We start from the raw sequence: 23578 nt of genomic DNA on the forward strand, positions 1-23578 counted from the left end.
ACCCGTTCCGGCCCACCGGTCGGTCGGGTCCGAAACCCTGAGTGACCGTCAGGAGATCTCGCCAACCCGTCCAGGAACTGGCCTAGTTGAGTTCAGTGTCGAGTTCCGCTTCCCTCGGCCTCGCCGCATCCACAGCTGGCGCGGCGCACGACGGTGACCGGGAGCATCAGCGACACCGGTTCCCTGTCGGGCGCTCCGCCGAGTCGCCGTACGAGCAGCTCGGCCGCCTGCGCCCCCAGCCGCAGCATGGGCTGACGCACCGTCGTCGGCGCCGGTCGCACGAGCCGGCCGAGCGGGATCCCGTCGAAGCCCGTCACCACCACGTCCTCGGGGACCCGTAGCCCCCGCCGTTGCAACGCGTGCAGGGCGCCGACGGCCATCTGGCCGTTGGCGAAGACGAGGGCCGCGGGCGGTGGACCGTCCCGGTCGGCCAGGACGTCCACCACTCTGGCCCCGTCGGCCTGCCTCAACATCGCCATCCGCAGGACCGGTTCGTCATCTGTTTCTACGTCCGCTGCCGAGCACGCCTCCAGGAAGCCCCGGAAGCGTGCCTCCTCGTCCGGCGACTCCTCGGCGGAGCCGATGTACGCCAGGCGCCGCAGCCCGTGATCCTGGATGAGGTGCCGGATGAGCTCTCGCTGCCCGTCGGAGTTGGCGACCTCCAGGTGGTCCAGCTGGTCCAGGTGGTCGAGATGGGCACCTCCCTCGCGGGGCCCGGCGAGCATCACCACGGGCTGCCGTCTGGAGATCACCTCCAGTTCCTCGGTCGGCACGGTGCGCGCCATGACGGCGAACCCGTCGACGCGTCCCGCCACCTTGGCCACCAGGCTCTCCGGCCCCCCTTCAACGAGGCGGCGATCAACAGCGCGTATCCGTGCCGACGGGCGGTGCGCTCCATGCCGCGAATGATCTGGTCGGAGGAGAGCATCGCCGCGTCGTCGTCCTCGCGACCTCTTGGCCTCCGAGCCATCCGTGCCCCGGAGTGCGTCGATCTCCGACCCGGGGTGCGTCGATCTTCGGGAAACCGTTTGTGAGTACGCGTACTCATGCCCCCGGCCACCCGGCCGCGTGACGATACAGATCGTCCACACACCGGGCACCACCGGCAGATCAGAGAGTCAGCAGCACGTGCTCAGCGCCTTCGCCCGTACCGTCGTCCCCCTCCTCGGCCGTCTGACGTTGACCACCGGAGCGGCCCGCACCATCGCGCCCGGCAGCATCGTCGCGCCCAACCACACCGCTCTGGCCGATCCCGGACTCGTCCTGGCCGCGCTGCACCGGCTGGGCGTCGAGCCGGTCGTCCTCGCCACCGCGGGACTGTGGAAGGTCCCGTTCCTCGGTAGCCGTCTCACCCGCGAGGGCCACATACCGGTCCACCGGGGCAGCGGTAGCGCGGCGGCGGCACTGGACCTGGCGGCCGAGGCTCTCGCCGTCGGCCGGGTCGTGGTGATCTACCCCGAGGGCGGACTCCCCCGCCGCCGGGACTCCGCGGACCGCGAGCCCGGTACCTTCCGCACCGGTCTGGCTCGCCTCGCACTCACCACCGGCGCACCCGTCGTCCCGCTCGGACACGCCGGCGCCCGCCGGATCATCTCCGGCGGGCGGGCGAAGCAGATCGCCGGCGTCGTCACCGCACCGCTGCGCCGTCCGGACCTCCATGTTCACCTCGGCGAACCCATCCACCTCACCGGAGACATCAACAAGGCCACCGCACACGCCCGCACAGCCGTTGAGGCCGCCTGGCAGCAGGCGGTCGCCCAACTGCCGTCCTCCCGCGGGGCATCGCTCCCCCAGACATGAGGCAGTCGGATCAGATAAAAGTGCTTCGCGGGCGCGGTCGTGCCGCCCAGCACGCCGGCGAAGAAGTCGAGTGAACTCCCGGTCTGCGGCAAGGACTTGGTGAGTTTCAGATGTCCGTGAAGCATCCCGTCAGCCAGGTAGGAGGTGACGGGCACCTTGGCCTCGGCCAGTTGGCGTTCGAGCAACTCCCTGGAGGGGCGCAGGTGTCCTGCTGCGCCCGTACCCCACCTATGAGTTCGGCCCCTGGTCGACCTACGGCGGCGGCCACGGCGACCTGCACCGCACCGGTGTCGCCGACATGGCAGTCGCCGCGGAGGCCGCGAAGATCGCGAGCAACGTGGCGATGCCGACCAGCACCGGGAACCCCGCTCCACAGAGTCCAAGCCAGGTCCCCGGCGCGGGTGCGATGGTGTCGCCTCCGGCACCACCCCGTCCGGAGGCAACCTCGGCAACGAGAGCATCAACGCCGGACCACCCGAGCCGCAGACCAACCTCCGATACGGCGAAGACCCCAAGTCCTGACGGTTGATGATCTGAAGTCAACCAGGTGAGGGCGAATCGTCCCGCTTCGGCCCCGGTCGCGCGAAGGTGACCGGGGCCGAAACTTGAACGGTGGCTTCGGTCGTGGCTTGTGGGCCGTTCAGCTACGGGGCATTCAGCGGCCGATGTCGTCCAGCTCGGTCAAGTGCTCATGAGAGAGGGAGAGTCCCGCGCCGGCGATGTTCTCGCGCAGGTGCGCTGTCGATGACGTGCCGGGGATGAGCAGGATGTTCGGTGATCGCTGCAGCAGCCAGGCCAGTGCGACGGACATCTGTGTCGCCTTCGATCGAGCGGCGACCGCCGAGAGCGCCGAGGACTGAAGCGGGGTAAAGCCCCCGAGGGGGAAGAAGGGCACGTACGCGACGCCTTCGGTGGCGAGCCGGTCGATGAGCTTGTCGTCGTGGCGGTGGGCGAGGTTGTACATGTTCTGCACGCACACGATCGGGGCGATGCTCTGCGCCTCGGTGACCTGCTCCTCGGTGGCGTTACTGACCCCGAGGTGGCGGATCAGGCCCTGCTGCTGGAGTTCCACGAGCGTCTCGAACGCCTCGGCGAGCGAGCCGGGCTGGGGACCTTCCGCGTTGCCGAGTCGGAGGTTGACCAGGTCGAGTACGTCGAGCCGGAGGGACTTGAGGTTGTCGTGGACCTGGCGGCGCAGATCGTCGGGTCGCCGGGCCGTGGGCCAGCCACCCTGTTCGTCGCGGGTCGCGCCCACCTTGGTCACGATGTGCAGCGACTCGGGATAGGGGTGCAGTGCCTCGCGGATCAACTCGTTGGTGACGCGCGGCCCGTAGGCGTCGCTGGTGTCGATGTGGGTGATACCGAGGTCGACCGCTTCACGCAGAACGGCCAGGGCACCCTCGCGATCGGTGGGCGGCCCCATGACCCACGGGCCGGCCAGTTGCATGGCGCCGTAGCCGAACCGGGTGACGGTCAGGTCCCCCAGAATCCAGGTGCCGCCGGGAAGAGAGAGGGAGGGTGTGCTCATCCTGTTGCCTTTCGTCGTGCACTTGGGGGTGGCGCCTGCTGCCTCCCTGCATCAGCATTGGAGAGAAACTTCCTGTCGGGAAGTAGGCACTTGGGAGTGCGTAACCCACCCATCGGTGAGAGGCGCGATCAGTGACGACGACGAAGGCGGCCCAGAAGAGGGCTCAGGCCAAGGTGGAGTACAACGCGTTCCTGGCAGGGTGCCCCAGCCGACAGCTGCTCGACCGAATCTCGGACAAGTGGGTCGTCCTGATCCTGTGTGCGCTGGGCGGCGACAACAGCCCTGGCCAGCCCGGTGCAGCACACACAGATGCTCCAAAGGCGATGCGTTACTCCGAGATCTCTCGTCTTCTGGCCGGGGTCAGCCAGAAGATGCTGACCCAGACGCTACGGTCGCTGGAGCACGATGGCCTGCTCACCCGTACCGTGACGCCAACCGTCCCTGTCACCGTCTCCTACGAGCTGACCAGCCTCGGCCTCTCGCTCCACCACATGACGCGCGGGCTCAGAAACTGGGCGCAGACACACATGGCCGAGGTCCTCGCGAACCGCGAGAACTCCCCCGCTCGCACCTCCTGACGACTCACATCCAACCACCCAACAGCCCTATGTTCTCGGCGCTACACCCTCAACTGCGAAGAGCCAGTTTCCCTCGGAGCTACCGATGCGCGGAGCTGTTCACGGGCGCCATTTCGGGTTGTTCCGTGCCGACTCATGGCGGCTGTAGTCCGCGTGCTCGAAGCGGTGGTACTCGAATATCTGGTCGGCCCATAGGGGGTCGAAAGGAAGGTGGCTGCGGAGCGCGTTCACCTTGCCGATGGTTCCCTTCTCCTCCGTACGATTGAAATCGGCGATGGCGGCAAGTTCACCGGTCTCCTCGACGATGGAGAGAATGTCGTCGAAGTAGCCGGTGACACGCGGCAACAGGTGTGCGTCGTCCGCGTCGCGGAACAGCGCCAGGGCCGATGTGGTGGAGGAGTAGTAGTCCAGGTCGAAGGAGACGAACCCCAGGGGATTCCTGGTCAGGTGGTCGGCGTGGGTGCGAAGGAACTCGGGCACCGTCTCGGACACGTCACCGAGCACGAGTTGGGCCGAACCGGCGAGCCGAGCGAGCACATCGTCCTTCCGCAGCTGGTACTGGCCCTGCGTCCACATGTAGGGCACATCTCGGTAGTCGGCGGAGTCGGGCAGCCCGTGACCGGTGTCGAAGCCGAAGACATGGACGTCGATGCCGCTGCTGAAGGAGTAGCGCCGCGCATGCCGATCCAAGGCCTCAAGGCCACCGCCCTCACCCACGCCGAATTCCAGAACGGTCACTCCGTCATGCCCCAGCGAGTGGGCCAGCTCCACAGCTTTGCGCACGCCGTAGGCATACATCGGCCGGTCCACGAGGCCGAAGGAGTAGCGCAGGTCGTCCGGGAGCACAGGAATGCGCTCCGCGAGCCGAATCATCGACGGCAACCGATATCCCGACATGGACCAGTCGCGCAGCGAATGGATGAGGTCTGGCATGGGCATTCCTCTTTCTCTGGCGATCTTCACAGCGAACGACCCGCAGTCGGCGGACACAAGAACCGAGGCCGGCGATCGGGCCGCAACAGCCGCTGCCGTTGACCCCGTGCAATCGAGCGGGAAAAGGAGTGCCGGCTCTCGGCGTTTCCGCACGCACCGTCCCCCGACGGAAACCGGCGCCACACCACCAGTCATGGCGACCCCCCTCGCGGCCCCCTCCATCCCTGAGTCGGCATCGCCGGACGGTGGAAGGAACCAAAGAGCCTGGCAGTCGGAGGGCCGCTTCTCATATATGGCCGCAGTCGCAAACGTAGATCATCGCAGCTGAGAAGCGTCAGCAAAATTCACGCCGCCCTACCCGGGGACACTATCGGCCAATTTGCGCCTCAATCGGCAGCGACGGTCGACGCCCGGAGAACCGCTCACGTCGTACAGGTCAGCACCCTGCGAGACAGTCACCGCAGTTCAGCCGACCGCGAGACGGAACCTATTTCTTCACGAGTTAAGCAAAGTCGTGCAGTCAGACGGATGGCCGGTTCTCACCCTCACCAAGAGAACCCCACCCCTACCCACACCGCCCGCACGACAGCCCGCCGAGCGGCGCTGCGGTACGCGCTCCCCGCCGGCACGTCCGAATCGGCGAGGCCGCTCATCTGCGGCGACGGACAGTTCCCCGCTCAACCGCCGTCCTGGAGGTGCCCACACCCACGACAGCGGCATCCGTCAGCCCATCGGGACCCGTCGAGCCCCACGCGGCTTTTCGACCGCACCGTCACCTTCGTCGCTAACCAGCCAATCACACGGACACACGCCTTATTTTAACTCATGAAAGAAGAGGGTCGATCCCGACGCCGCCCTGAGCTGCGACTACTCGGCCGCACGCATCGACCCGCACGGCGCGAACGTCCGGCCGTCCCGCTCGCCCACGGCTCACGATTAACGTCTTAACCAGGACATTCCAACCCCACTCGGTGGGCGTGAAAGTTCCTACCCTTTTCGCTCCGCCGCGATCTACGTTTGCGGCTGTGTAGGAATGAGAAATGCCTCCCCGTGGCACCGCACAGATTCCCGCGGAAGCGAGCAGAAGCTCCCGGATAACCCGGACAACCCGGATAAAGGGCTGTGGTGCCCATCCAAATGCAAGGAGGAACATGTCCCTTCCGCCGACCACCCGAGATCCTTGGGCAGACGTGACAAGCGTCCGCGGCTTTCATTGCGATGAGCTCATATCCGCCCTTCAGAAATACATCCGCAGGGGGAATCTGGAAGAGGCACTTCTCGTCGCCCGGGAGATGTACGAGACAAGCCCGGAGCTGGAAGCACACCTGTGGAACCGACTCCTGGTCATCTCCGTGTCGGACTGCAATGACGGAACGTTCATGCAGACGCTCGTCGTCGAGTCCCTGCACAACGTGGGCCTTCGCATGCAGCGGGGTACCGGCGAGCGCTGGGGCTTCCTCGTCCAGGCTGTCCGCTACCTGGTCGGGTTCCCCAAGGACGAGACCACGGACGAGATCTGCATGTGGTCGCGCCACACGATGAACAGGGGTCTCCGTGCCCCGGTCATCCCGGACTACGCGCTCGACATCCACACCGAGACGGGCCGCAAGTTGGGCCGCGGGATGGCCCATTTCCTCGGGGACGGCACCGTCATCGCCAATCCGTACCCGGGTGCCGACCCGACCTTCGGCGAGCGCGTCCGGGAGATCGTGGCCCAAGGAGATTGGGACTAAATCGCGTGCTCGACGGCACTGCTTCCTCCCGCGCCGCGACCAGGACTCCTGGGAGCTTGAGAACGAAATGGACCGGATGCGGATGAACGAAGTGGACCGTATGCGGATAGTTGTCACGGGAACCGGCGGCGCGTCCGGCTACGCGGTGGCGCTGCAGGCCGAGCAGCTCGGGTACGAAGTCCTCTGGGCCGACGCCGATCCCCTCTGCCCCGCACTACTGGCCAACCCGCATCGAGCGCAGTTGCTCCCTCTCGCGTCGGAGAGCGGCGCCTACCTCGAAGCTCTGGCGAAGGCCGCGAAGGAGTTCGGAGCCGACTGTGTCAGCTTCAACACGGACGCCGAGGTGCGTTACGCCACCAACGAGGCGGACACCCTGGGCGAGTTGGGTCTGACGCAGTGGATTCCCTCGCCCGAAACGGTTCGGGTCTGCTCGGACAAGGCGGAGTTCGCACGCCGGCTGAGCCAGGATTCCCGATTCCGAACGCCGGTCTCCTTCTCGGCCGATGACCGGCGGGCCGGTCTCCTCCCGGCTGCCGGCGTGTTCGTCAAGACGCGCTCGGGCAGCGGCGGGGCGGACTCCATGGTCTGCTCCACTAGGCCGGAGCTGGATGCCTGGTTGGCCCGGAATCCGGATGGCCTGGTCCAGGAAGTGCTGACAGGACAGGAGTTCTCCGCCGACTGTTTGTACACGGGCTCGGATCTGCCTCTCGTCGTCGCCCGCCGACGGCTGCGGACCCGCTCGGGCATGTCCACGGTCACCGAGACCTTCCACCACCCTGAGCTCGAAGAGCTCATCGCCGAACTGCTGCGGGAGCTGCGGGTCGTAGGACCTTCCTGCGTGCAGGGGTTCCTTCAGCCCGACGGCATCGTCTTCACCGAGATCAACGTGCGGTTCGGAGGCGGCTGCGCGGCGGCCTTCTGGGGCACGACGCATCTGGTGGAGCAGTACCTCGCCCTGCTGACCACCGGAGAGAGACGGCTGCCTGAAGGGCTGCACGGAAGCCGCTTCTTCACCACGACCACACTCGTGCGTGTTCCCAGCTACGAAACATTCCAAGTCAGGCCGGAGGCGGGGGAATTCACCGCTTTCGTACAGCAGCGAACGGAGGGGGATTAGAAATGGCGCGTGGGAGCGTGCTCGTCATTGCGCCGCATCCCGACGATGAGACGTTCGGGTGCGGAGGCACCATCGCGACGCTGGCGGCCTCCGGCATGGACGTCTATGTGGAGCTCATCGTTCAACACGGGATCAACACCGGTGGCCCTGCCACGACTCGGATCGCCGGCGACAGGGGTACGGAGTTCGCGCTGGCATGCAGCAAACTCGGCGTGAGCGATTTCCACGTGATGATCGAGGACGGCGATCACCGGGACACCCTGCACACGGAGACGGCGCGGCTCGTCGAGTCGATGGAGTCCGGCTCTCCGATCTCGATCGACCGTGTGCGGCCACAACTCGTGCTGTTGCCGGCTCGCGGAGCGTTCCACCAGGACCACCAGGTGGCCCACCAGGCGGCGTTCGCCGCATGCCGCAACCGCGGAGCCGGGCATCACACGCCGTCCGTGATCCTGGGCTATCAATGTCCCGAGGACTCATGGAGCTCGCAGTTGGAGCAGGCGACGACCACCCTCGACATCACCGAGCACTACGGGCAGAAACAGGCCGCGGTCGCGTGCTACCGGTACCAGACCAAGCCGGACCCGCACTTGCGGTCCATGAGCGGGATCGAGAGGGCCGACGCTGTTCAGGGGGCGGCCCTCGGAGTCCCCTACGCGGAGTCGTTCGTGACGTACCGGACCGATCTGAGGTTCATCGCCGAAGCGGCAGGCGCCCGGGGGCTGATGTGCGAGAACACCTAGAGGACTGGGAGTGGGCTCAGACCATCGTCAGGTTCACCGACCGACGGCCTCCGGACGAACTGGTCCAGAGCGTTCGAGCCATCCCCCTGGTCGAGGACGGCGTCGTGGTCTGCCGGCTTGCCGACGGCACGGCCTTTCTCCCCGGTGGCACCAGGGAGGAAGGCGAGTCGGTCGACGCGTGCATGGGGCGCGAACTCGCCGAAGAGGCGGGGTACCTCATGAGAGGGGAACCCCGCTGGTTCGCCGCGCACAGCGGCGTCTCCTACAACCGCGTCCCGTACAAGCCGTACGCCCCTTTCCCGCTGAAGGCCTGGTTGTGGGGAGTGGTCGAAGGGAAGCTCGTCGGTCCGCCCACGAACCCCGTCGGGGCCGAACAGGTCGCCTCCGTCAGCGTGTTGCGACCGGAGGACGCCATGGCCCTTCTCGAGAACGAAGGGCGCGGCTACGCCCAAGCGCTCCGGTACTGGATGAGTTTGGGAGCCCCCCTTGAGTTCTGAGCCGGACACCGAACGCGAACTGATCGTCGACACCGACACGTTGGGCATCAACGACGACGCTCTCGCGCTCCACTATCTCTTCGCCATGGCCCGCGTCCCCCGCCTGATCACCACGGTCTTCGGAAACACCACTGCCACCGCCTCGGCGGGACACGCGCGCACCCTGGCCCGGGATCACCTTCTCGACATCGATGTCGTACGGGGATGCGAGAAGCCCCTCTGGTGGCACGAGCCCGTCCGGGAGGACGTGCGCGGGGTCGTCGCGGCCCTGCCCGCGGACACGTATGTCGCTTCGCTGCGCCCGGACGACGACGGTTTCTGGGACACCGGCATCGAGGACGGGCCGGCTCCCGATGCGCTGGCCGCGGCCCTGACGCGATCTCGGGGATCCGACGTCCTCGCCATCGGTCCCGTCACGAACATCGCCCGGGCCCTGCGGCAGCTCACGCCTTCCGTCCCGGCGCGGCATCGTCTGTGGATCTCCGGTGGATCCATCGCGAGCGGAAACGTGACGGAGCACGCCGAGTTCAACACGTTCGCCGATCCCGAAGCCCTGGAGGATTGTCTGTCGGCGGGATGGGAGACCGTGGTGATGGTCCCACTGGAGGTTCTGGAGGCTCCTCGGCTGGTGCCGGTGGCGGTGGACCGGATCAGGCGTACCGGCACTCCCCTGGGTGCGGCTCTGGACAAGCTCGAACGCGAGTCGCCGCGGGGCGAGTGCACGGACCGCGAACCCGTCTGGGACGTGGTGGCGGCCTCACTCATGGCGGACGACACCCTGCCGTACAAGGCGGAGACGGGGACGATCTCCGTCGACACGGATCTGGCGAACCGCGGAGCCATTCGATTCAGGCGGGGAAACGGAACGCACAGTCTGGTGACGCACGTCGATCCCGATGCCGTGGTCCGGCGGTTCGAAGCAGCGGTGAGCCGACCGAGGAGCTCCCATTGAGCACCGACGCCGTCACTCCCTCGCCCGCTGTCTCCCCCACGGTCTCGCCCTTGTCCTCGCCCGACCTGACGATCATCATCCCTGTTCGCGACGATCCCCTGATCTATCGGTGCCTGGCGTCCATCGACGTCCCCTGCCCCGTCATCATCTCCACCAACGGGTCGCCGGACTGGTTCCTCGAGGCACTGACGACGTATGCGAAAGGCGCATCGCGTGTGACCGTCCTGAGCACCTCGGAGAGCGGAATCGGGCTGGCCTACAACCGCGCGATCACGCAGGCGGTCACGCCGCTCGTTCTCCTCATGGACTCCGACTGCGCGTTCGAGCCAGGAGCCATCGCCTCCATGCTGGCCGAGGCGTCCTTCGGGTTGGTGAAGGGACGCGTCCGGTTCGAAACCGCGGGCCGCGGCAGCCGGCTGGTGGCCGCGGCGCGACGACTGACGGAAGACCCTTTGGTCACGAAGAAGGTCAACGCCTACAGCCCACCGCTTCTCTACAGCACGGACATCGTGACGAAGATGGGCGGCTACCACTTCAACACCGCGATGAAGTGGCGCGAGGACCGCGACTTCGAGCTGCGTCGGCGGAAGTCGAACGTACCGGTCCGCCTCGTCCGGCAAGCGGTCATCTGGCACAAGCCGCTCAGTATCCGGGACGACCTCAGAAGCGTCCGGGCCTACGGAACGGGCCAGGCGCACGGTGAATCCCTGAAGGTGCTGCCCACCATGTCCCTGCGCCACGAGCTGAGGAAGGCGTGCACGGTGGCATGGAGAGGCGTACGGCGCGGCGAACCCGGCGCAGGGGCCTACGCCGCTCTCAGGAACCTCCTGGTGGTGACGGGTCGCGGAACCGCGCTACGGCGTCAACGGGGGACGAAGTGATCAAGGCGATCTTCTGCGACCTCGACGGGACTCTCGTGCGCCCAGGCGGGCTCGTCCTCGACGAGGACATCGACCTGCTGCGGCAGGTGACCTCCGGCGGAGCCCGTCTCGTCTTCGTGACCGGGCGCCCCTCACGCTGTCTGTCCGACCTGCCGGCAGCGGTCGAGGAGCTCTCCCGTCACATCGTCACCTCGAACGGGGCGTCGGAGGTCGTGGACGGCGGGACCCGGATCCTCGCCGCACTGGACGGACAGCGAGTGCGGGACTTCTCCGAAGCGCTCCGCGGCGTCGACCCCAAGGTCAGTTTCGCGACGGAGTTCGAGTCCGCGTTCGGCTACGAGCCGGGATATGCCTGGTGGCCGGCGACGGACACGGGGGCGGACGGATTCTGTGCGGACATCCCGGACCTGACCGGCGGCGCTCTCCCCATCACGAAACTGCTCTGCCGTAGCGGAGACCTGAACGCCGGAGACCTGGCCCGCACGGCGGAGGCCCTGGGGTTCGGTGTCACCGTCACCTACTCCTGTCGGCCCGAGGAAGGCGGGCCGGTGGAAGTACTGTCGCCCCTCGCCTCCAAGGGCCATGCGGTACGGAGGATCCTCCGGGAGGCGTATGTGTCACCGGCCGAAGCCGTCGCCTTCGGGGACCGGGCCAACGACATTCCGATGCTCGAATCCGTCGGTGAGGCCGTCGTGATCGGAACCCCCACCGAACCCCGCCTCTCGGTCTTCGCCTCCGCGACTTCGGTGGGCAAGTGGCTGGTGACCCACGACGAACGCTGGCGTACACAGCACCTGGGCGACGGGGGCACGACGTGAAGCTCCTGCGTCTCACTCGCGCCCGGACCGCGGAAGGTGCCCCCCGGGCGCGCGGGTCCAGCAGGACGGCGACGTCCCTGGGGATCGCCGCCGGATGCTATGCCCTCGCGATGTCGGTGTTCGGCACCACGCTCAGCCTGTTCCTCGCGGATGCCGTGGGTGCGGGACCGGGGCTCATCGGCCTCTACTTCATCGGTTGTGCCGTCGTCGGCATCGGCATCAATCTGGCCATGGGCTGGTTGTCCGACCGGCTGTCCGACAGACGGATCGCCCTCGCCTCGACCGCGCTGGCCGGGGTGACCGGCGCGCTCGTCTTCACGAGCGCCCGTGACTACGCGGTGGTGTTCGCCACCGGAGTCGTGCTCTTCGGCCTCAACGAGGCATACATTTCCCAGTTGTTCGCGTACGTCAAGGAGTTCTCCGACGCGACCGGCAGAGAGGTGACCCCTTTCAGTTCCGCGGTGCGGTCGATCTTCTCCGCCGGGTGGGTGGTCGGTCCGCCGGTCGGCTTCTTCCTGCTGACCCACGCGGGGTTCGGGCGCATGTACGCGGCTGCCGCGGCCCTGCTTCTGCTGACCGTGGTCTTCGGCCGCTGGTTCCTGCCGGCCCTGCCCCCGCCGCCCCGGCCGGAGCCCAAGGAGCGGGCCGAGGGCCGCCGTTCGGCCCTGCGCCGTCTTCTCACCACCGTGCCGCGCCGCTCCTGGCTCCTGCTCGGCTCGGTCACGGCGGTCAACGTGGCCAACCAGATGTACCTCATCGCCATCGCTCTGTACGTCACCAAGGATCTGCACCTGTCGGCCTCCTTGGTCGGCCTGATGGCCGGAGCCTGCGCGGCGCTGGAGATTCCCCTGATGATCACGGTGGGCCGCCTGGCCGACCGCGTCGGGAAGGTACGGGTCGTGGCCGCCGCCGTGGTGATCGCCGTCGTCTTCTTCTGCCTGCTGCCGATGGCGGGCTCGGCACCCGTACTGATCGCCCTCCAGGTGCCGAACGCCATGTGGATCGCGGTGATCACGAGTATCCCGATGGTGGTGGTGCAACAGGAGGTTCCCGGCGGAACCGGCACGGTGTCCGCGCTCTACTCGTCCACGTTCCCGGTCGCCCAGTTGCTGGCCGGAGCGATCACCGCGGTGGTCGCCGCGCAGGCGGGTTACCGCAGCGTCTTCTGGATCTGTGCCGGTCTCTGCGCGCTCGCCGCCGTGCTCCTCTTCTTCCGGATGGCTCTGCGGGACGCGGCTGACAGCAGCCCGGCGAGCCCGCAGGAGGCGGCGACCTAGCGCGCCGACGGCATCCGACCACGTCGCCCCCTTCCCTCCCCCTCCCCTCCCCTCTCCGCCCTGCCCCTCTCCTCCGACGAGGGGTTACCGAACCGCCCAGTTGAAGACGAGAGAGATCTGACGTGACGATCCGCTTCGTATCCGTCGTCGGCGGTGATACCGGCCTGCTGGACGCCGCGATCACGCACTACCGCACGCTCGGTGTCGAGTCCTTCCACATCGCCCGGCACATCGAGTCGTTCGACGACCCCGACTTCCAGCGCTCCCAGGCCGTGGTCGCGCGGCACGGCATCTCCTTCGCCGCGGTGCACCAGGGGCCTTGGGACGAGGACCTCAACGGCTATCTGATCCGGGCGCAGATGCGGCGGCATCCCAAGGACTGGTGGGTCGTCGCGGACCTTGACGAGTTCCATGTCTACGACCGGCCGCTGACCGACATCATCGCCGCCTGCGAGGCCGACGGGTACGACCACGTCAAGGGTGCCCTGCTGGACCGGGTGGCCGCCGACGGCAGTCTGGCGGCGCTGCGGCCGCACGAATCCATCTGGGCGCAGTACCCGCTCGCCGGACTCGTGACGCTGCGCCTGCCGGGAGCCGGATCGTCCAAGGTGACCCTGGCCCGCGGCGATGTACGACTGCACCTCGGCCAGCACGGGGCCGAGACGGGGCGGCTCATGCCCGCCGAGGAGGCCTTCCCCCAGGTCCACCACTTCAAATGGAACGACTCGGTGCTGCCCCGGCTCGTCCAGCGGGAACAGGCGTACTCGTCCGGCGACTGGCACCTGACCTACCCCGACACGGTGGACGAGTCGCGCCGGATGCTCCAGCACCTCAAGGCCAACGGCGGCCGTATCGACGTCACCGCGCAGGACCTCTCGCTGCACCGCTGCGGCAGCGCCTACACGGACTTCGCACCGTGGCCGGAGCTTGTTCCCCTGCTCAAGACCATCAGATAGGGCGGCCGAGGTCGAACGCTACGAAAGACACGACAGACAGGGGTGGCGGCACATGAAAGTACTGGTCTCCGGTCGTACTGGACAGTCTCGTGACGGGCCGACGGGAGTTCACCGAGGGCGGGCCTTCTACGAGGGCGACATCGCCGACGGCCGCACTCGTCGACCGGATCTTCGTCGAGCATCCCGACATCGAAGCCGTGGTGCACTGCGCGGCCCTGATCCTCGTCCCGGACTCGGTCGCCGACCCGGTGGGCTACTACCGGGCGAACGTGGTCAAGAGTCTGGAACTCGTCAGTCACCTCCTCCGCAACGGCTGCGGGAGAATGATCTTCTCCTCGTCCGGCTCGATCTACGCCGCCGGGGAGGACTTCAGCGTCACGGAGGAGTCCCCTCTCGAACCGACGAGCCCCTACGCCCGGAGCAAGGCCGTGTGCGAAGGCATGTTCGCCGACATCGCCGCCACCCGGCCGATCCGGATCCTGTCCCTGCGCTACTTCAATCCGGTCGGTGCGGACCCCCGGCTCCGCACCGGTCTGCAACTGAGGCGGCCCGGCCACGCGGTGGGCAAGCTCATCGAGGCGCATGCCAAGGGTGAGCCGTTCCGTATCACGGGCACCGACTGGCCCACGCGAGACGGCTCGGGCATCCGCGACTACATCCACGTGTGGGACCTGGCAGGCGCCCATGTGTCCGCGCTGCAACGCTTCGACGAGGTCATGACCGGCTCCAGGCGATCCGATGTGATCAACCGTGGTACCGGTACCGGCACCACGGTCAACGAGTTGGTGGACGCCTTCAACAGCGTCGTCACACCACCGGTCGGACGAAAGCTGACCGGGCAGGAGCGTCCTCGTCCAAGAACTCCCAGGTGGCAGCGGAAACCCCTCAGCCCCAAACACCGCCCCCTACCAGGCAAATGAGCCTGACCGGAGTCCCCGTAGTAAACACGTTGTACCGCACTACGCGTATAGTTTCGCTGTGAGCAACTACAGTCCAGATACTGAAACGACAGGTTCGCAGTCCGGCGGAGTGCAGTCCGTGGATCGTGCCATCAGCGTGCTGGAGATCCTGGCCCAGCGTGGCGAGGCCGGTGTCAGTGAGGTGGCCGGCGAGATCGAGGTTCACAAGTCGACCGCGTTCCGACTGCTCGGGGCGCTGGAGGCGCGCGGGCTGGTGGAGCAGGCGGGCGAACGCGGCAAGTACCGGCTCGGCTTCGGGATCGTGCGGCTGGCCGGCGCGGTCACCGGCCGCATCGACATCACCCAGCAGGGCCGCCCGGTCTGCGAGCGGCTCGCCGAGGAGATCGGCGAGACCGTCAACATCGCCGTCATGCAGGAGCAGTACGCGATCAACCTGTACGAGGTCCGCGGCCCCGGCGCCGTCACCGCGCACAACTGGGTGGGCGAACTGACCCCGTTGCACGCCACCTCCAGCGGCAAGGCCCTGCTGGCCCACCTGCCCGCCAAGGAGCGCACCGCGCTGTTGGCGGAGGCCGGCCTGAAGAAGGTGACCCCGCACACCATCACCTCGAAGTCGAAGCTGGAGAAGGACCTCGCCGAGGCCCGGGAGCGCGGATACACCTGGACGCTGGAGGAGTTGGAGCTCGGGCTGCACGCCATGGCCGCGCCGGTGCGCGACCGGGACGGCGAGGTCATCGCGGCGGTCAGCGCATCGGGACCGGCGTACCGGTTCACCGAGGAGCGCCTGCACGAACTCGCCCCGGTGCTGGTCAAGGGCGCCGAGGAAATCAGCCACCGCATGGGCTACTTGGGCTGAGTCACCCCTGGTGGGTCCCGATTCCCAGGCGCTCGTTCACCCAGTCGTGGAAGGCGCCGATGTGGTGCTCGCTCGGCACCAGCACCCCGCCCTTGGCGTACATCCGTGAGCTCATCCCGGGCTGCGTGCGCTCGCACGCCTCGAAGTCCTGGCGGTTGACCCGGTCGAAGAGTTCCACGGACCGGCTGACGTCCTTGCCGCTCTCGACGACGTGCGGGAGGTAGAGCCAGTCGCACTCGACGATCGTGCGGTCGACGGCCACCGGGTACATCCGGTGGAAGATCACATGGTCGGGGACGAGGTTGATGAACACCTGCGGCTTGATGGTGATCGCGTAGTAGCGGCGGTCCTGGTCGTCGCTCACCCCGGGGATGCGGTCGAGTCCCTCCGAGCCGTCGACGGTGAATCCCCGCACCTCGTCACCGAACTCGGCGCCGTGGCCGACGTAGTACTGCGCGGCGTAGCCGTCGGCGAACTCCGGTAGTACCTCGGTGAGTTCGGGGTGGATCGTGGCGCAGTGGTAGCACTCCATGAAGTTCTCGATGATGAGCTTCCAGTTCGCCCTGACGTCGTAGACGATGCGCCTGCCCACCGAGAGGCGGTCGATGTCGTAGTGCTCGATGGACTCCACGTCGCCGAGCCGGTTGACGACCTCGCTGATGACGTCCTCGTCGAACGACGGCGGGTTCTCCGCCAGGTTGACCCACACATAGCCGAGCCATTCGCGGACGGCGACGCTCACCAGGCCGAACTCGGTGCGGCCGACGTCGGGCATCTTCGTGAGGTTGGGCGCCGCGACGAGTTTGCCGTTCAGGTCGTACGTCCAGGCGTGGTACGGGCATTGGAAGGCGCGTTTGACCTCGCCGGTCTCCTCGGTGCAGAGCTTGGCGCCGCGGTGCCTGCAGACGTTGAAGTAGGCGCGTATGGAGTTGTCGCGGGCGCGCGTGATGAGGATGCTCTCGCGGCCCACGTCGACGGTCCGGAAGGCGCCGGGTTTGGCCAGGTCGGAGGCGCGCACGGTGCAGAACCACATCGTCTCGAAGATGCGTTCCTGTTCCTGGGCGAAGACGCCCGGGTCCGTGTAGGAGGAGCCGGGCAGGGTGGCGATCAGGCTGTCCGGCAGACTGGTCGAGGTCACAGTGCACTCCTCCGAGAACATCGTGGGTCGGTCATTCACCCGCCGGGAAGAGCGACTCCGGACGGTGTGGTTGGACGGTGTGGTTATGGGTCAACTCGCCGTGGCGGCAAGCTGTTTGCGCCACCGCATGAAAAGCCGCGGCTGGTTCATCGCGAGCACGGCGACCGGCTGCCCGGCACACCGGTAGACGGCGAGGAAACTGCGGTCGCCGGTGGCGCCCTCCTCGACGGTCACACTGTCGGCACCGGCCGCATGACCGGCGAACTGGATCTTCACGCCGTACTGGTCCGACCAGAAGTACGGCGGCCGCGGCGCCCCCGCCTCCACCGCGCCCCACGACAACAGCGCGGCCACAGCCGCATCGGGCCGCTCCCGCGCCCCGGTCCAGTGCTCGACCCGACGGTGCGACCCCGCCCGCGGGTCGTACCAGTTGGCACAGTCTCCTACGGCGACCACGCCGGCGAGGCTGGTCCGGCCGTCGGCACCGCACTTGACGCCGTTGTCGAGCTCGACCCCGGACCCGTCCAGCCACTCGACGCACGGTCGCGCGCCGACACCGACAACGACCATGTCGGCGGGGACAGTTCGCCCGTCCTCCAGCAGCACGGCGTCGACGCGGGCCTCACCGCTCAGTCCCTTGACCCCGACACCGCACAACAGCCGTACGCCGTGGGCCTCGTGGAGGTCGGAGACGATTCCGCCCATGGTCGCGCCGAGCGGTCCCGCGAGGGGAGTCGGTGCCGCCTCGATCACCGTCACGTCGAGTCCGAGGGCGTACGCCGTGGAGGCGACCTCGGCGCCGATGAAGCCGGCGCCGATCACCACCAGCCGTCCGCCCAGGGCGAGTTCGTCGCGCAGGGTGCGGGCGTCGTCCAGGGTGCGCAGGGTGTGCACCCCGGCCAGTCCGTCCGTGCCGGGCAGGTTCCGCGCCACGGCGCCGGTCGCGACGACGACACCGTCGGCCCGGACCTCCCGCCCGTCGTCGAGGAGCAACACCCGCTCCGCGCCGTCGACTTGGAGCGCGACGGCACGGGCACCGAGCAGCCACTCCGCGCGCAGGTCCTCGTCGTCCGTCTCCAGCATGAGATCGGCTTCGCCGAGGGTGCCGGCGAGGAACTCCTTGGACAACGGCGGTCTGTCGTACGGGCGATGGGGTTCGTCGCCGATGACGACGAGCCGTCCGTCGTAGCCCTGTTTCCGCAGCGAGCGCGCCGCCGACAACCCGGCCAGCGAGGCGCCCACCACGGCCACGGTCCTCACGCGGGGCCTCCGGCGAGCCGGGCCGCGACGCAGGGCGGCAGGTTCGGGGCGTCCGTGGACGGCACGACGTAGATCATGCCGTCCTGGACGAGCACCTCGTGGGTACGCACCGGGCGCTTGGCCGGCGGGGCGTCGACCGCACCGGTCCGCAGGTCGAACTTCGAAGCGTGCAGCGGGCATTCCACCTCGCAGCCCTCCAGCCAGCCGTCCGCGAGCGAGGCGTCCTGGTGGGTGCACGTGTCGTCGATGGCGAAGACCTCGCCGTCGTCGGTGTGGAACACCGAAACCGGCGGATCGATGTCGAGCCGGTAGGCCTCGCCTCGCGGCAGATCCACGAGAAGGCACGCGGGAATCATCATGACACCTCGGTGCGTATAGCGAAACGGATTGCGGTAAGCGCAACGTCAGTTTGAGGGCGGCCCCAAACCGTTGTCAAGGTATTCAGAGGCCACGCGAACCCCTTACCCAGTGTTGCTTTTCACGCAACATCTCGCGCCATCAGCAACACCCGGCAGTGCTCAGAACCCGCGGTCGATCCACTCCTGAAGATGCGGAGCCTCGGCGGCGACGGTCGTCGTATCCCCATGTCCGGTGTATACGACGGTGTCGCCCGGCAGCCCGAGCAGCCGGTCCCTGATCGAGTCGACGATGGTCGGGAAATGGGAGTACGACCGTCCCGTGGCCCCCGGTCCGCCCGCGAAGAGCGTGTCACCGCTGAAGAGGGCGTTCAGAGCGGGCGCGTACAGACAGACGGCGCCGGGCGCGTGCCCGGGTGTGTGCAGCACGGTCACCTCGACCCCCGCCACCACCACGACCTGCCCGTCGACCAGTTCACCGTCGGGCGCCCGGTCCGGGTGGGTCTGCTTCCACAGGGGCAGATCGTCGGGGTGGAGCAGGATCGGAGCGCCGGTGCGGTCGGCGAGTTCGGGCGCGGCGTCGATGTGGTCGTTGTGGGCGTGGGTGCAGATGACGGCGGTGAGCCGACGGTCGCCGACCGCCTCCGCGATGGCGTCGGCGTCGTGCGCGGCGTCGATGACGACCACCTCGGTGTCGTCGCCGATGATCCACACGTTGTTGTCGACGTCCCAGGTGCCGCCGTCGAGGCTGAACTGCCCTGAGGTGACGAGGTGTTCGATACGAGCGGCCATCACAGCACCACCACCGAACGCAGCACATCGCCGCCGTGCATCCGCTCAAACGCCTTGTCGACGTCCTCCAGCGCGATGGTCTCCGTGACGAAGGCGTCCAGATCCAGCCGCCCCTGGAGATAGAGGTCGATCAGCATCGGGAAGTCACGGGAGGGCAGACAGTCGCCGTACCACGACGACTTGAGCGCGCCACCGCGTCCGAAGACGTCCAGGAGCGGGAGTTCGAGCTTCATCTCGGGGGTCGGCACGCCGACGAGGACGACCGTGCCCGCCAAGTCACGGGCGTAGAAGGCCTGTTTGTACGTCTCGGGGCGCCCGACCGCCTCGATGACGACGTCGGCGCCGAAGCCGCCGGTCAGTTCCCGGATGGCCTCAACGGGGTCAGTGGCCTTGGAGTTGACGGTGTGCGTGGCGCCCAGCGAACGAGCCTTCTCCAGCTTCCGGTCGTCGATGTCTACCGCGATGATCCGCGCCGCCCCCGCGAGCCGGGCCCCGGCGATCGCCGCGTCACCGACGCCACCGCAACCGATGACGGCGACCGTGTCACCGCGCCCGACGTTGCCGGTGTTGATGGCCGCACCGATGCCGGCCATCACGCCGCAGCCCAACAGCCCGGCGGCGGCAGCCGATGCGGCCCGGTCGACCTTGGTGCACTGCCCCGCCGCGACCAGGGTCTTCTCGGCGAAGGCGCCGATGCCGAGGGCGGGAGAGAGTTCGGTGCCGTCGAGCAGGGTCATCTTCTGCTTGGCGTTGTGGGTGTTGAAGCAGTACTGCGGCCGTCCACGCCGACAGGCCCGGCAATTCCCGCACACGGCACGCCAGTTGAGGATCACGAAGTCGCCGGGGGCCACATCGATGACGCCCTCCCCCACCGACTCCACGACGCCCGCGGTCTCGTGCCCGAGCAGGAACGGGAAGTCGTCGTTGATGCCGCCCTCGCGATAGTGCAGATCGGTGTGGCAGACCCCGCACGCCTCGACCTTCACCAGCGCCTCACCGGGGCCGGGGTCGGGGACGACGATCGTCTCCAGGCTGACGGGGGCACCCTTCCCCCGCGCGACGACAGCACGGACCTGGTGCGTCATGGCCACTCCTCCGCTGGTACTGGACCCGAGCAGAACGTTGCTCATTACGGCACGCTTGGCGCGTGCCGCAACACAGCATCACGGAGGGCCGAACAGGGGTCAAGGATTCGGGTCAGCGCACTCCGCCGACGTCACCGGCCGCCGAGCCCCCGTAGAAAGGTGTCGACGACCATGTCGGCGGCCTGGGCGGCACCGAGTTCGGGCAGTTGCCGCGAGGCCAGGTGCATGAGCTGCGGCAGCAGTGAACTCGCCCATGCGGTCGGGACGTCGGCGCGCAGGAGCCCCTCGTCGGTGGCACGTTCCAGGAAGGTGTCGACCTCCTGGATCAGGACGTCACGCCGTTCGCGGATCGTCTCGTCGGCCTTCATCCGGGTGAGCTCCACGGGCCACTTGCGATTGACGCCGATGATCCCCTCGACGTACCGGTGCAGGGCCACGGCGACGGGAGCCTCGCGCAGCCTGGAGTCCTCGACGGTGCGCTCGATGGCCTCGACGCGGGCCTCGTAGATGGCCGCCAGCAGTTCCTCGCGGGACGCGAACCGCCGATAAACAGTGCGCCGGTCGACGCCGGCTTCGGCGGCGATGGCAGCGATGCTCGCGCCCGGATCGGCGGCGAGCATGCGCGCTCCGGTCGTCAGGACGGCTTCGAGGTTGCGTACCGCGTCGGCTCTCACACGGCAAAGCATAGCCCGACGTGTGGAACCTAACCCGCTTATCAGCGCACACATGAGGCTATCCGACACACAAGTGCTACATTGAAGTGACAGATATCAAGAATCATCGATCGCCCCTCAGTCCCCCACCCCTTCGGGAGAGAGCAAATGATCATCTACGACCGACTCTTCATCGCGGGTTCGTGGACCGCACCGAGCAGCCCCGAGCTGCTCGACATCCGGTCGCCGCACGACCGGACGGTGATCGGCCGGGCCGCGCAGGCTCGCACTGCCGACATCGACCGGGCCGTGGCCGCCGCCCGTGCCGCGTTCGACGAGGGCCCCTGGCCGCGTACCGCACCCGCCGAACGCATCGCCGTCGTCCGGCGGCTCAACGCGCTGCGCGAGGCCGACGCCGAGAAGATCGCGGCGCTGATCTCGGCGGAGAACGGCTCGGCCGGCTGGTTCACGCTGGCCGGACAACCCGGACTCGGTCGGCAGGCGGCCGCCTACCTCAAGGCGGCCGAGGAACTCGGCTGGGAGGAGACCCTGACGCCGTCCGACCCCGACTCCCCCACCCGGAGCGTGGTGCGCCGCGAGCCCATCGGCGTCGTGGCCGCCGTCATTCCATGGAACTCCCCGTTCTCCGCAGCCCTGGCCAAGGTCATCCCCGCGCTGCTGGCAGGCAACACGGTCGTCCTCAAGGTGTCCCCGGAGAACTCGCTGAGCATGGGGTTCCTCGCCGAACTGCTGGAGCGGTCCGGTCTGCCGACGGGCGTGATCAGCGTCCTTCCCGCCGACCGCGAGACCAGTGAGTACCTGGTCTCCCACCGCGACGTAGACAAGATCGCGTTCACCGGCTCGACCGGGGCCGGCCGCAGGATCGCGTCCATCGCGGGCGAACAGCTGAAACGGGTCAGCCTGGAGCTGGGCGGCAAGTCGGCCGCCGTCATCCTCGACGACGCCGACGTCCAACAGGCCGTACAGGGGCTGAAGTTCGCCTCTCTGCTGAACAACGGCGAGGCGTGCATCGCGCAGACCCGCGTCCTCGCGCCGCGCAGTCGCTACGAAGAGGTCGTCGCCACCCTCAAGAACCTCGTCGAGTCGCTCAAGGTCGGTGACCCGAACGATCCCGACACGTTCATCGGCCCGATGGTCCGCCCCGACCAGCAGCAGCGCGTACGCGACTACATCGAACTCGGCATCAAGGAAGGCGCGCGGCTGGTCACCGGCGGCCCCCAGGTTCCCCCCGGCCTCGAAGGCGGCAACTACGTCACCCCGACCGTCTTCGCCGACGTGGACAACTCGATGCGGATCGCCCAGGAGGAGATCTTCGGCCCGGTTCTCGTCGTCATCCCCTACGACGACGAGGACGACGCCGTACGGATCGCCAACGACTCGGAGTACGGCCTCTCGGGCGGAGTGTGGTCCGCCGACCAGGCCCACGCGCTCGCCGTCGCCCGCCGCCTGCGCACCGGCACGGTCACCGTCAACGGGGCGCCCATCGCCTTCGACGGTCCTTTCGGCGGTTACAAGGCCAGCGGGATCGGCCGCGAGTACGGGGCAGTTGGGCTCGCGCAGTATGTGGAGTACAAGACCGTCACTCTGTGAACTGACGTCGGCCTGGGCGGCGTTGCCGCCGGGACGGTCTGGAGAAGCGGCTCGCTCCCCCTCTTACTCTTACCGTTCCCGTCACGGACGCCGGCCGGAGACCGCGGTCGCGAACAGCTCCCACAGGCGCTCGGCGGCCGTCGGGGCGAGCGCGTACTCGGCGACACCTACCGGCTCCGGGTCCGTCTCCAGTTCCTTCGGGTCGATGACCGGGCCTTCGGCGCTGTCCTGGAAGTACCGTCCGGTCACTCCATCGACCAGCGGCGAGCCGGCCACCAGCGCCGAAGTGGCGGCGCCCTGGGCGGCGGTGCGCCACGGCTAGGTGTCGTAGACCGTCCGCGCCTCGCCCGACACGTCGTCGCCAAAGGCATGCTGCTGCAAGGGAGTTCGGATGCCGCCGGGCATCACGGCGTTGGCGGTGATGCCGTCCGCCGCCCAGCGCCGGCCGGCCTCGACGGCGAACAGCACGATCGCGGTCTTGGACCGGCCGTAGGCCTCCAGCGGGACGTAGGGGCGGCTCGCGTAGTTGATGTCGTCGAAGACGACCGGCGAGTACAGATGCGCCGTGGAGCTGAGCGCGGCACACCTCCAGTGCCCAGGCCGCCCCGTCCACCAGCCACGCCTGGGACGTGCAGCACTGCGCCTGGAACAACGGCAAGATGGACAACTGGCTGCCGGCCCACCGCGCCGCCGACGGCGTCAACGGCCCCTACGTGATGGGCTATCGGGACACCTTCGGCGACCTCACCTCCGCGTTCCGCTTCCGCGGCGCCCGCCCGCGCCCACCGAAGGTGCCGCAGGACACGGCGGAGCAGCGGGAGAAAGCGAAGGAGGAGGTGGCGACGCTGCCGGCCCCCACCCTGCCCGGCGCGGACCAGGCCTTCCCACGGCAGGAGAAGGGTTCGTAGGCCGCAGGTGTGAGTGGCGGCTGAGGGGCTGCCGGTCCCTGTGACGGCAAAAAACGATCAAGGGGGCGGTTCCGGATTTCTCCGGAACCGCCCCTCATCTGCGGCTCTGTCGAGCGACGGGTCGTTCTTCGAGGTCAGTGTTCAGCGTACTGGGCCGAGTAAGGAGTCTGTGTGCTCGAGCCTCCG

General features: G+C 68.0%; 24 protein-coding genes and 2 pseudogenes. 15 read left to right on the plus strand and 11 right to left on the minus strand.

Translation table 11 applies throughout. From position 1 onward, the window contains the following. Positions 1–92: 92 nt before the first annotated feature. Positions 93–1114, minus strand: a pseudogene (locus tag ACFWP5_RS13600) (LacI family DNA-binding transcriptional regulator). 14 nt (positions 1115–1128) lie between these two features. Between ACFWP5_RS13600 and ACFWP5_RS13605 the strand changes: the two are divergent. Then, a complete protein-coding gene (locus tag ACFWP5_RS13605) occupies positions 1129–1800 on the plus strand; it encodes a lysophospholipid acyltransferase family protein (protein ID WP_384154768.1) in 672 nt (223 codons plus the stop codon). 655 nt (positions 1801–2455) lie between these two features. Here ACFWP5_RS13605 and ACFWP5_RS13610 read toward each other — a convergent pair. Further along, complete coding sequence (locus tag ACFWP5_RS13610) at positions 2456–3328, minus strand: aldo/keto reductase family oxidoreductase (RefSeq protein WP_384154674.1); 873 nt, start codon at positions 3326–3328, stop codon at positions 2456–2458. Positions 3329–3459: 131 nt separating this feature from the next. On the opposite strand from ACFWP5_RS13610, the gene ACFWP5_RS13615 reads away from it, so the two are divergent. Then, a complete protein-coding gene (locus ACFWP5_RS13615) occupies positions 3460–3906 on the plus strand; it encodes a winged helix-turn-helix transcriptional regulator (protein WP_384154676.1) in 447 nt (148 codons plus the stop codon). A gap of 99 nt (positions 3907–4005) precedes the next feature. Here the strand turns inward: ACFWP5_RS13615 and ACFWP5_RS13620 are convergent, their stop codons facing one another. Further along, the gene (locus ACFWP5_RS13620) at positions 4006–4839 is read right to left on the minus strand and encodes a hypothetical protein (protein ID WP_384154678.1); all 834 of its coding nucleotides are present in this window, start codon (positions 4837–4839) and stop codon (positions 4006–4008) included. 1292 nt (positions 4840–6131) lie between these two features. Between ACFWP5_RS13620 and ACFWP5_RS13625 the strand changes: the two genes are divergently transcribed. The 11 genes from ACFWP5_RS13625 (at position 6132) to ACFWP5_RS13675 (ending at position 15589) form a co-directional block, all read left to right on the plus strand. Then, positions 6132–6572 (plus strand): hypothetical protein, encoded by a 441-nt coding sequence (locus ACFWP5_RS13625; protein ID WP_384154680.1) that lies wholly within the window; start codon positions 6132–6134, stop codon positions 6570–6572. A gap of 82 nt (positions 6573–6654) precedes the next feature. Beyond that, positions 6655–7689 (plus strand): ATP-grasp domain-containing protein, encoded by a 1035-nt coding sequence (locus ACFWP5_RS13630; RefSeq protein ID WP_384154682.1) that lies wholly within the window; start codon positions 6655–6657, stop codon positions 7687–7689. Between the two features lie 2 nt (positions 7690–7691). Further along, positions 7692–8432, plus strand: a complete 741-nt coding sequence (locus tag ACFWP5_RS13635; protein WP_384154684.1) for a PIG-L deacetylase family protein — start codon at positions 7692–7694, stop codon at positions 8430–8432. Beyond that, a complete protein-coding gene (locus ACFWP5_RS13640) occupies positions 8417–8929 on the plus strand; it encodes an NUDIX domain-containing protein (RefSeq protein WP_384154686.1) in 513 nt (170 codons plus the stop codon). The genes ACFWP5_RS13635 and ACFWP5_RS13640 overlap by 16 nt, the downstream gene beginning before the upstream one ends. Next, positions 8919–9881 carry a nucleoside hydrolase gene (locus ACFWP5_RS13645; protein WP_384154688.1) on the plus strand — a complete coding sequence of 321 codons (963 nt, stop codon included), beginning with the start codon at positions 8919–8921 and terminating at the stop codon, positions 9879–9881. Before ACFWP5_RS13640 ends, ACFWP5_RS13645 begins: the two co-directional genes overlap by 11 nt. Further along, the gene (locus ACFWP5_RS13650) at positions 9878–10762 is read left to right on the plus strand and encodes a glycosyltransferase family 2 protein (RefSeq protein WP_384154690.1); all 885 of its coding nucleotides are present in this window, start codon (positions 9878–9880) and stop codon (positions 10760–10762) included. The genes ACFWP5_RS13645 and ACFWP5_RS13650 overlap by 4 nt, the downstream gene beginning before the upstream one ends. Further along, positions 10759–11580 (plus strand): HAD hydrolase family protein, encoded by an 822-nt coding sequence (locus ACFWP5_RS13655; RefSeq protein WP_384154692.1) that lies wholly within the window; start codon positions 10759–10761, stop codon positions 11578–11580. Before ACFWP5_RS13650 ends, ACFWP5_RS13655 begins: the two co-directional genes overlap by 4 nt. 83 nt (positions 11581–11663) lie before the next feature. Then, on the plus strand, positions 11664–12857 hold the full coding sequence (locus ACFWP5_RS13660; protein ID WP_384154770.1) for a sugar efflux transporter: 1194 nt from the start codon (positions 11664–11666) through the stop codon (positions 12855–12857). A gap of 122 nt (positions 12858–12979) precedes the next feature. After that, positions 12980–13813 carry a glycosyltransferase family 2 protein gene (locus ACFWP5_RS13665; RefSeq protein ID WP_384154694.1) on the plus strand — a complete coding sequence of 278 codons (834 nt, stop codon included), beginning with the start codon at positions 12980–12982 and terminating at the stop codon, positions 13811–13813. Positions 13814–13902: 89 nt separating this feature from the next. Then, a complete protein-coding gene (locus ACFWP5_RS13670) occupies positions 13903–14733 on the plus strand; it encodes an NAD-dependent epimerase/dehydratase family protein (protein WP_384154696.1) in 831 nt (276 codons plus the stop codon). Positions 14734–14842: 109 nt separating this feature from the next. After that, positions 14843–15589: an IclR family transcriptional regulator gene (locus tag ACFWP5_RS13675; protein WP_384154772.1), complete on the plus strand. Its 747-nt coding sequence runs from the start codon at positions 14843–14845 to the stop codon at positions 15587–15589. A gap of 1 nt (position 15590) precedes the next feature. Here the strand turns inward: ACFWP5_RS13675 and ACFWP5_RS13680 are convergent, their stop codons facing one another. The 6 genes from ACFWP5_RS13680 to ACFWP5_RS13705 all read right to left on the minus strand — a co-directional run bounded on the left by ACFWP5_RS13680 (position 15591) and on the right by ACFWP5_RS13705 (position 20840). Further along, a complete protein-coding gene (locus ACFWP5_RS13680; RefSeq protein ID WP_384154698.1) occupies positions 15591–16727 on the minus strand; it encodes an aromatic ring-hydroxylating dioxygenase subunit alpha in 1137 nt (378 codons plus the stop codon). A gap of 90 nt (positions 16728–16817) precedes the next feature. Then, complete coding sequence (locus ACFWP5_RS13685; RefSeq protein WP_384154700.1) at positions 16818–17987, minus strand: NAD(P)/FAD-dependent oxidoreductase; 1170 nt, start codon at positions 17985–17987, stop codon at positions 16818–16820. Further along, positions 17984–18346 (minus strand): bifunctional 3-phenylpropionate/cinnamic acid dioxygenase ferredoxin subunit, encoded by a 363-nt coding sequence (locus ACFWP5_RS13690; RefSeq protein WP_266766476.1) that lies wholly within the window; start codon positions 18344–18346, stop codon positions 17984–17986. Before ACFWP5_RS13690 ends, ACFWP5_RS13685 begins: the two co-directional genes overlap by 4 nt. 159 nt (positions 18347–18505) lie before the next feature. Then, complete coding sequence (locus tag ACFWP5_RS13695; protein ID WP_384154703.1) at positions 18506–19135, minus strand: MBL fold metallo-hydrolase; 630 nt, start codon at positions 19133–19135, stop codon at positions 18506–18508. Then, positions 19135–20220, minus strand: a complete 1086-nt coding sequence (locus ACFWP5_RS13700) for an S-(hydroxymethyl)mycothiol dehydrogenase (RefSeq protein ID WP_384154705.1) — start codon at positions 20218–20220, stop codon at positions 19135–19137. Before ACFWP5_RS13700 ends, ACFWP5_RS13695 begins: the two co-directional genes overlap by 1 nt. Before the next feature lie 131 nt (positions 20221–20351). After that, a complete protein-coding gene (locus tag ACFWP5_RS13705) occupies positions 20352–20840 on the minus strand; it encodes a TetR/AcrR family transcriptional regulator (RefSeq protein ID WP_384154774.1) in 489 nt (162 codons plus the stop codon). A 201-nt stretch (positions 20841–21041) separates the two neighbouring features. On the opposite strand from ACFWP5_RS13705, the gene ACFWP5_RS13710 reads away from it, so the two are divergent. Next, positions 21042–22484: an aldehyde dehydrogenase gene (locus ACFWP5_RS13710; protein ID WP_384154707.1), complete on the plus strand. Its 1443-nt coding sequence runs from the start codon at positions 21042–21044 to the stop codon at positions 22482–22484. 81 nt (positions 22485–22565) lie between these two features. Here the strand turns inward: ACFWP5_RS13710 and ACFWP5_RS13715 are convergent, their stop codons facing one another. Beyond that, positions 22566–22733, minus strand: coding sequence for a hypothetical protein (locus ACFWP5_RS13715; protein WP_384154709.1), 168 nt, complete (start codon positions 22731–22733; stop codon positions 22566–22568). A gap of 69 nt (positions 22734–22802) precedes the next feature. Continuing rightward, positions 22803–23042 (minus strand): SDR family NAD(P)-dependent oxidoreductase, encoded by a 240-nt coding sequence (locus ACFWP5_RS13720; protein WP_384154776.1) that lies wholly within the window; start codon positions 23040–23042, stop codon positions 22803–22805. Between the two features lie 23 nt (positions 23043–23065). Between ACFWP5_RS13720 and ACFWP5_RS13725 the strand changes: the two are divergent. After that, a pseudogene (locus tag ACFWP5_RS13725) lies at positions 23066–23209 on the plus strand (phospholipase); the annotation flags it as partial. Positions 23210–23578 lie beyond the last annotated feature (369 nt).

This window comes from Streptomyces sp. NPDC058469, assembly GCF_042721125.1.
Lineage (GTDB): Bacteria > Actinomycetota > Actinomycetes > Streptomycetales > Streptomycetaceae > Streptomyces.

Coding starts and splice junctions, on each gene's coding strand:
- ACFWP5_RS13620 (WP_384154678.1), bottom strand. CDS start 4,839: ATGCCAGACCTCATCCATTCGCTGCGCGACTGGTCCATGTCGGGATAT.
- ACFWP5_RS13610 (WP_384154674.1), bottom strand. CDS start 3,328: ATGAGCACACCCTCCCTCTCTCTTCCCGGCGGCACCTGGATTCTGGGG.
- ACFWP5_RS13705 (WP_384154774.1), bottom strand. CDS start 20,840: ATGCTCGCCGCCGATCCGGGCGCGAGCATCGCTGCCATCGCCGCCGAA.
- ACFWP5_RS13710 (WP_384154707.1), top strand. CDS start 21,042: ATGATCATCTACGACCGACTCTTCATCGCGGGTTCGTGGACCGCACCG.
- ACFWP5_RS13695 (WP_384154703.1), bottom strand. CDS start 19,135: ATGGCCGCTCGTATCGAACACCTCGTCACCTCAGGGCAGTTCAGCCTC.
- ACFWP5_RS13625 (WP_384154680.1), top strand. CDS start 6,132: ATGTACGAGACAAGCCCGGAGCTGGAAGCACACCTGTGGAACCGACTC.
- ACFWP5_RS13690 (WP_266766476.1), bottom strand. CDS start 18,346: ATGATGATTCCCGCGTGCCTTCTCGTGGATCTGCCGCGAGGCGAGGCC.
- ACFWP5_RS13700 (WP_384154705.1), bottom strand. CDS start 20,220: ATGACGCACCAGGTCCGTGCTGTCGTCGCGCGGGGGAAGGGTGCCCCC.
- ACFWP5_RS13635 (WP_384154684.1), top strand. CDS start 7,692: ATGGCGCGTGGGAGCGTGCTCGTCATTGCGCCGCATCCCGACGATGAG.
- ACFWP5_RS13630 (WP_384154682.1), top strand. CDS start 6,655: ATGAACGAAGTGGACCGTATGCGGATAGTTGTCACGGGAACCGGCGGC.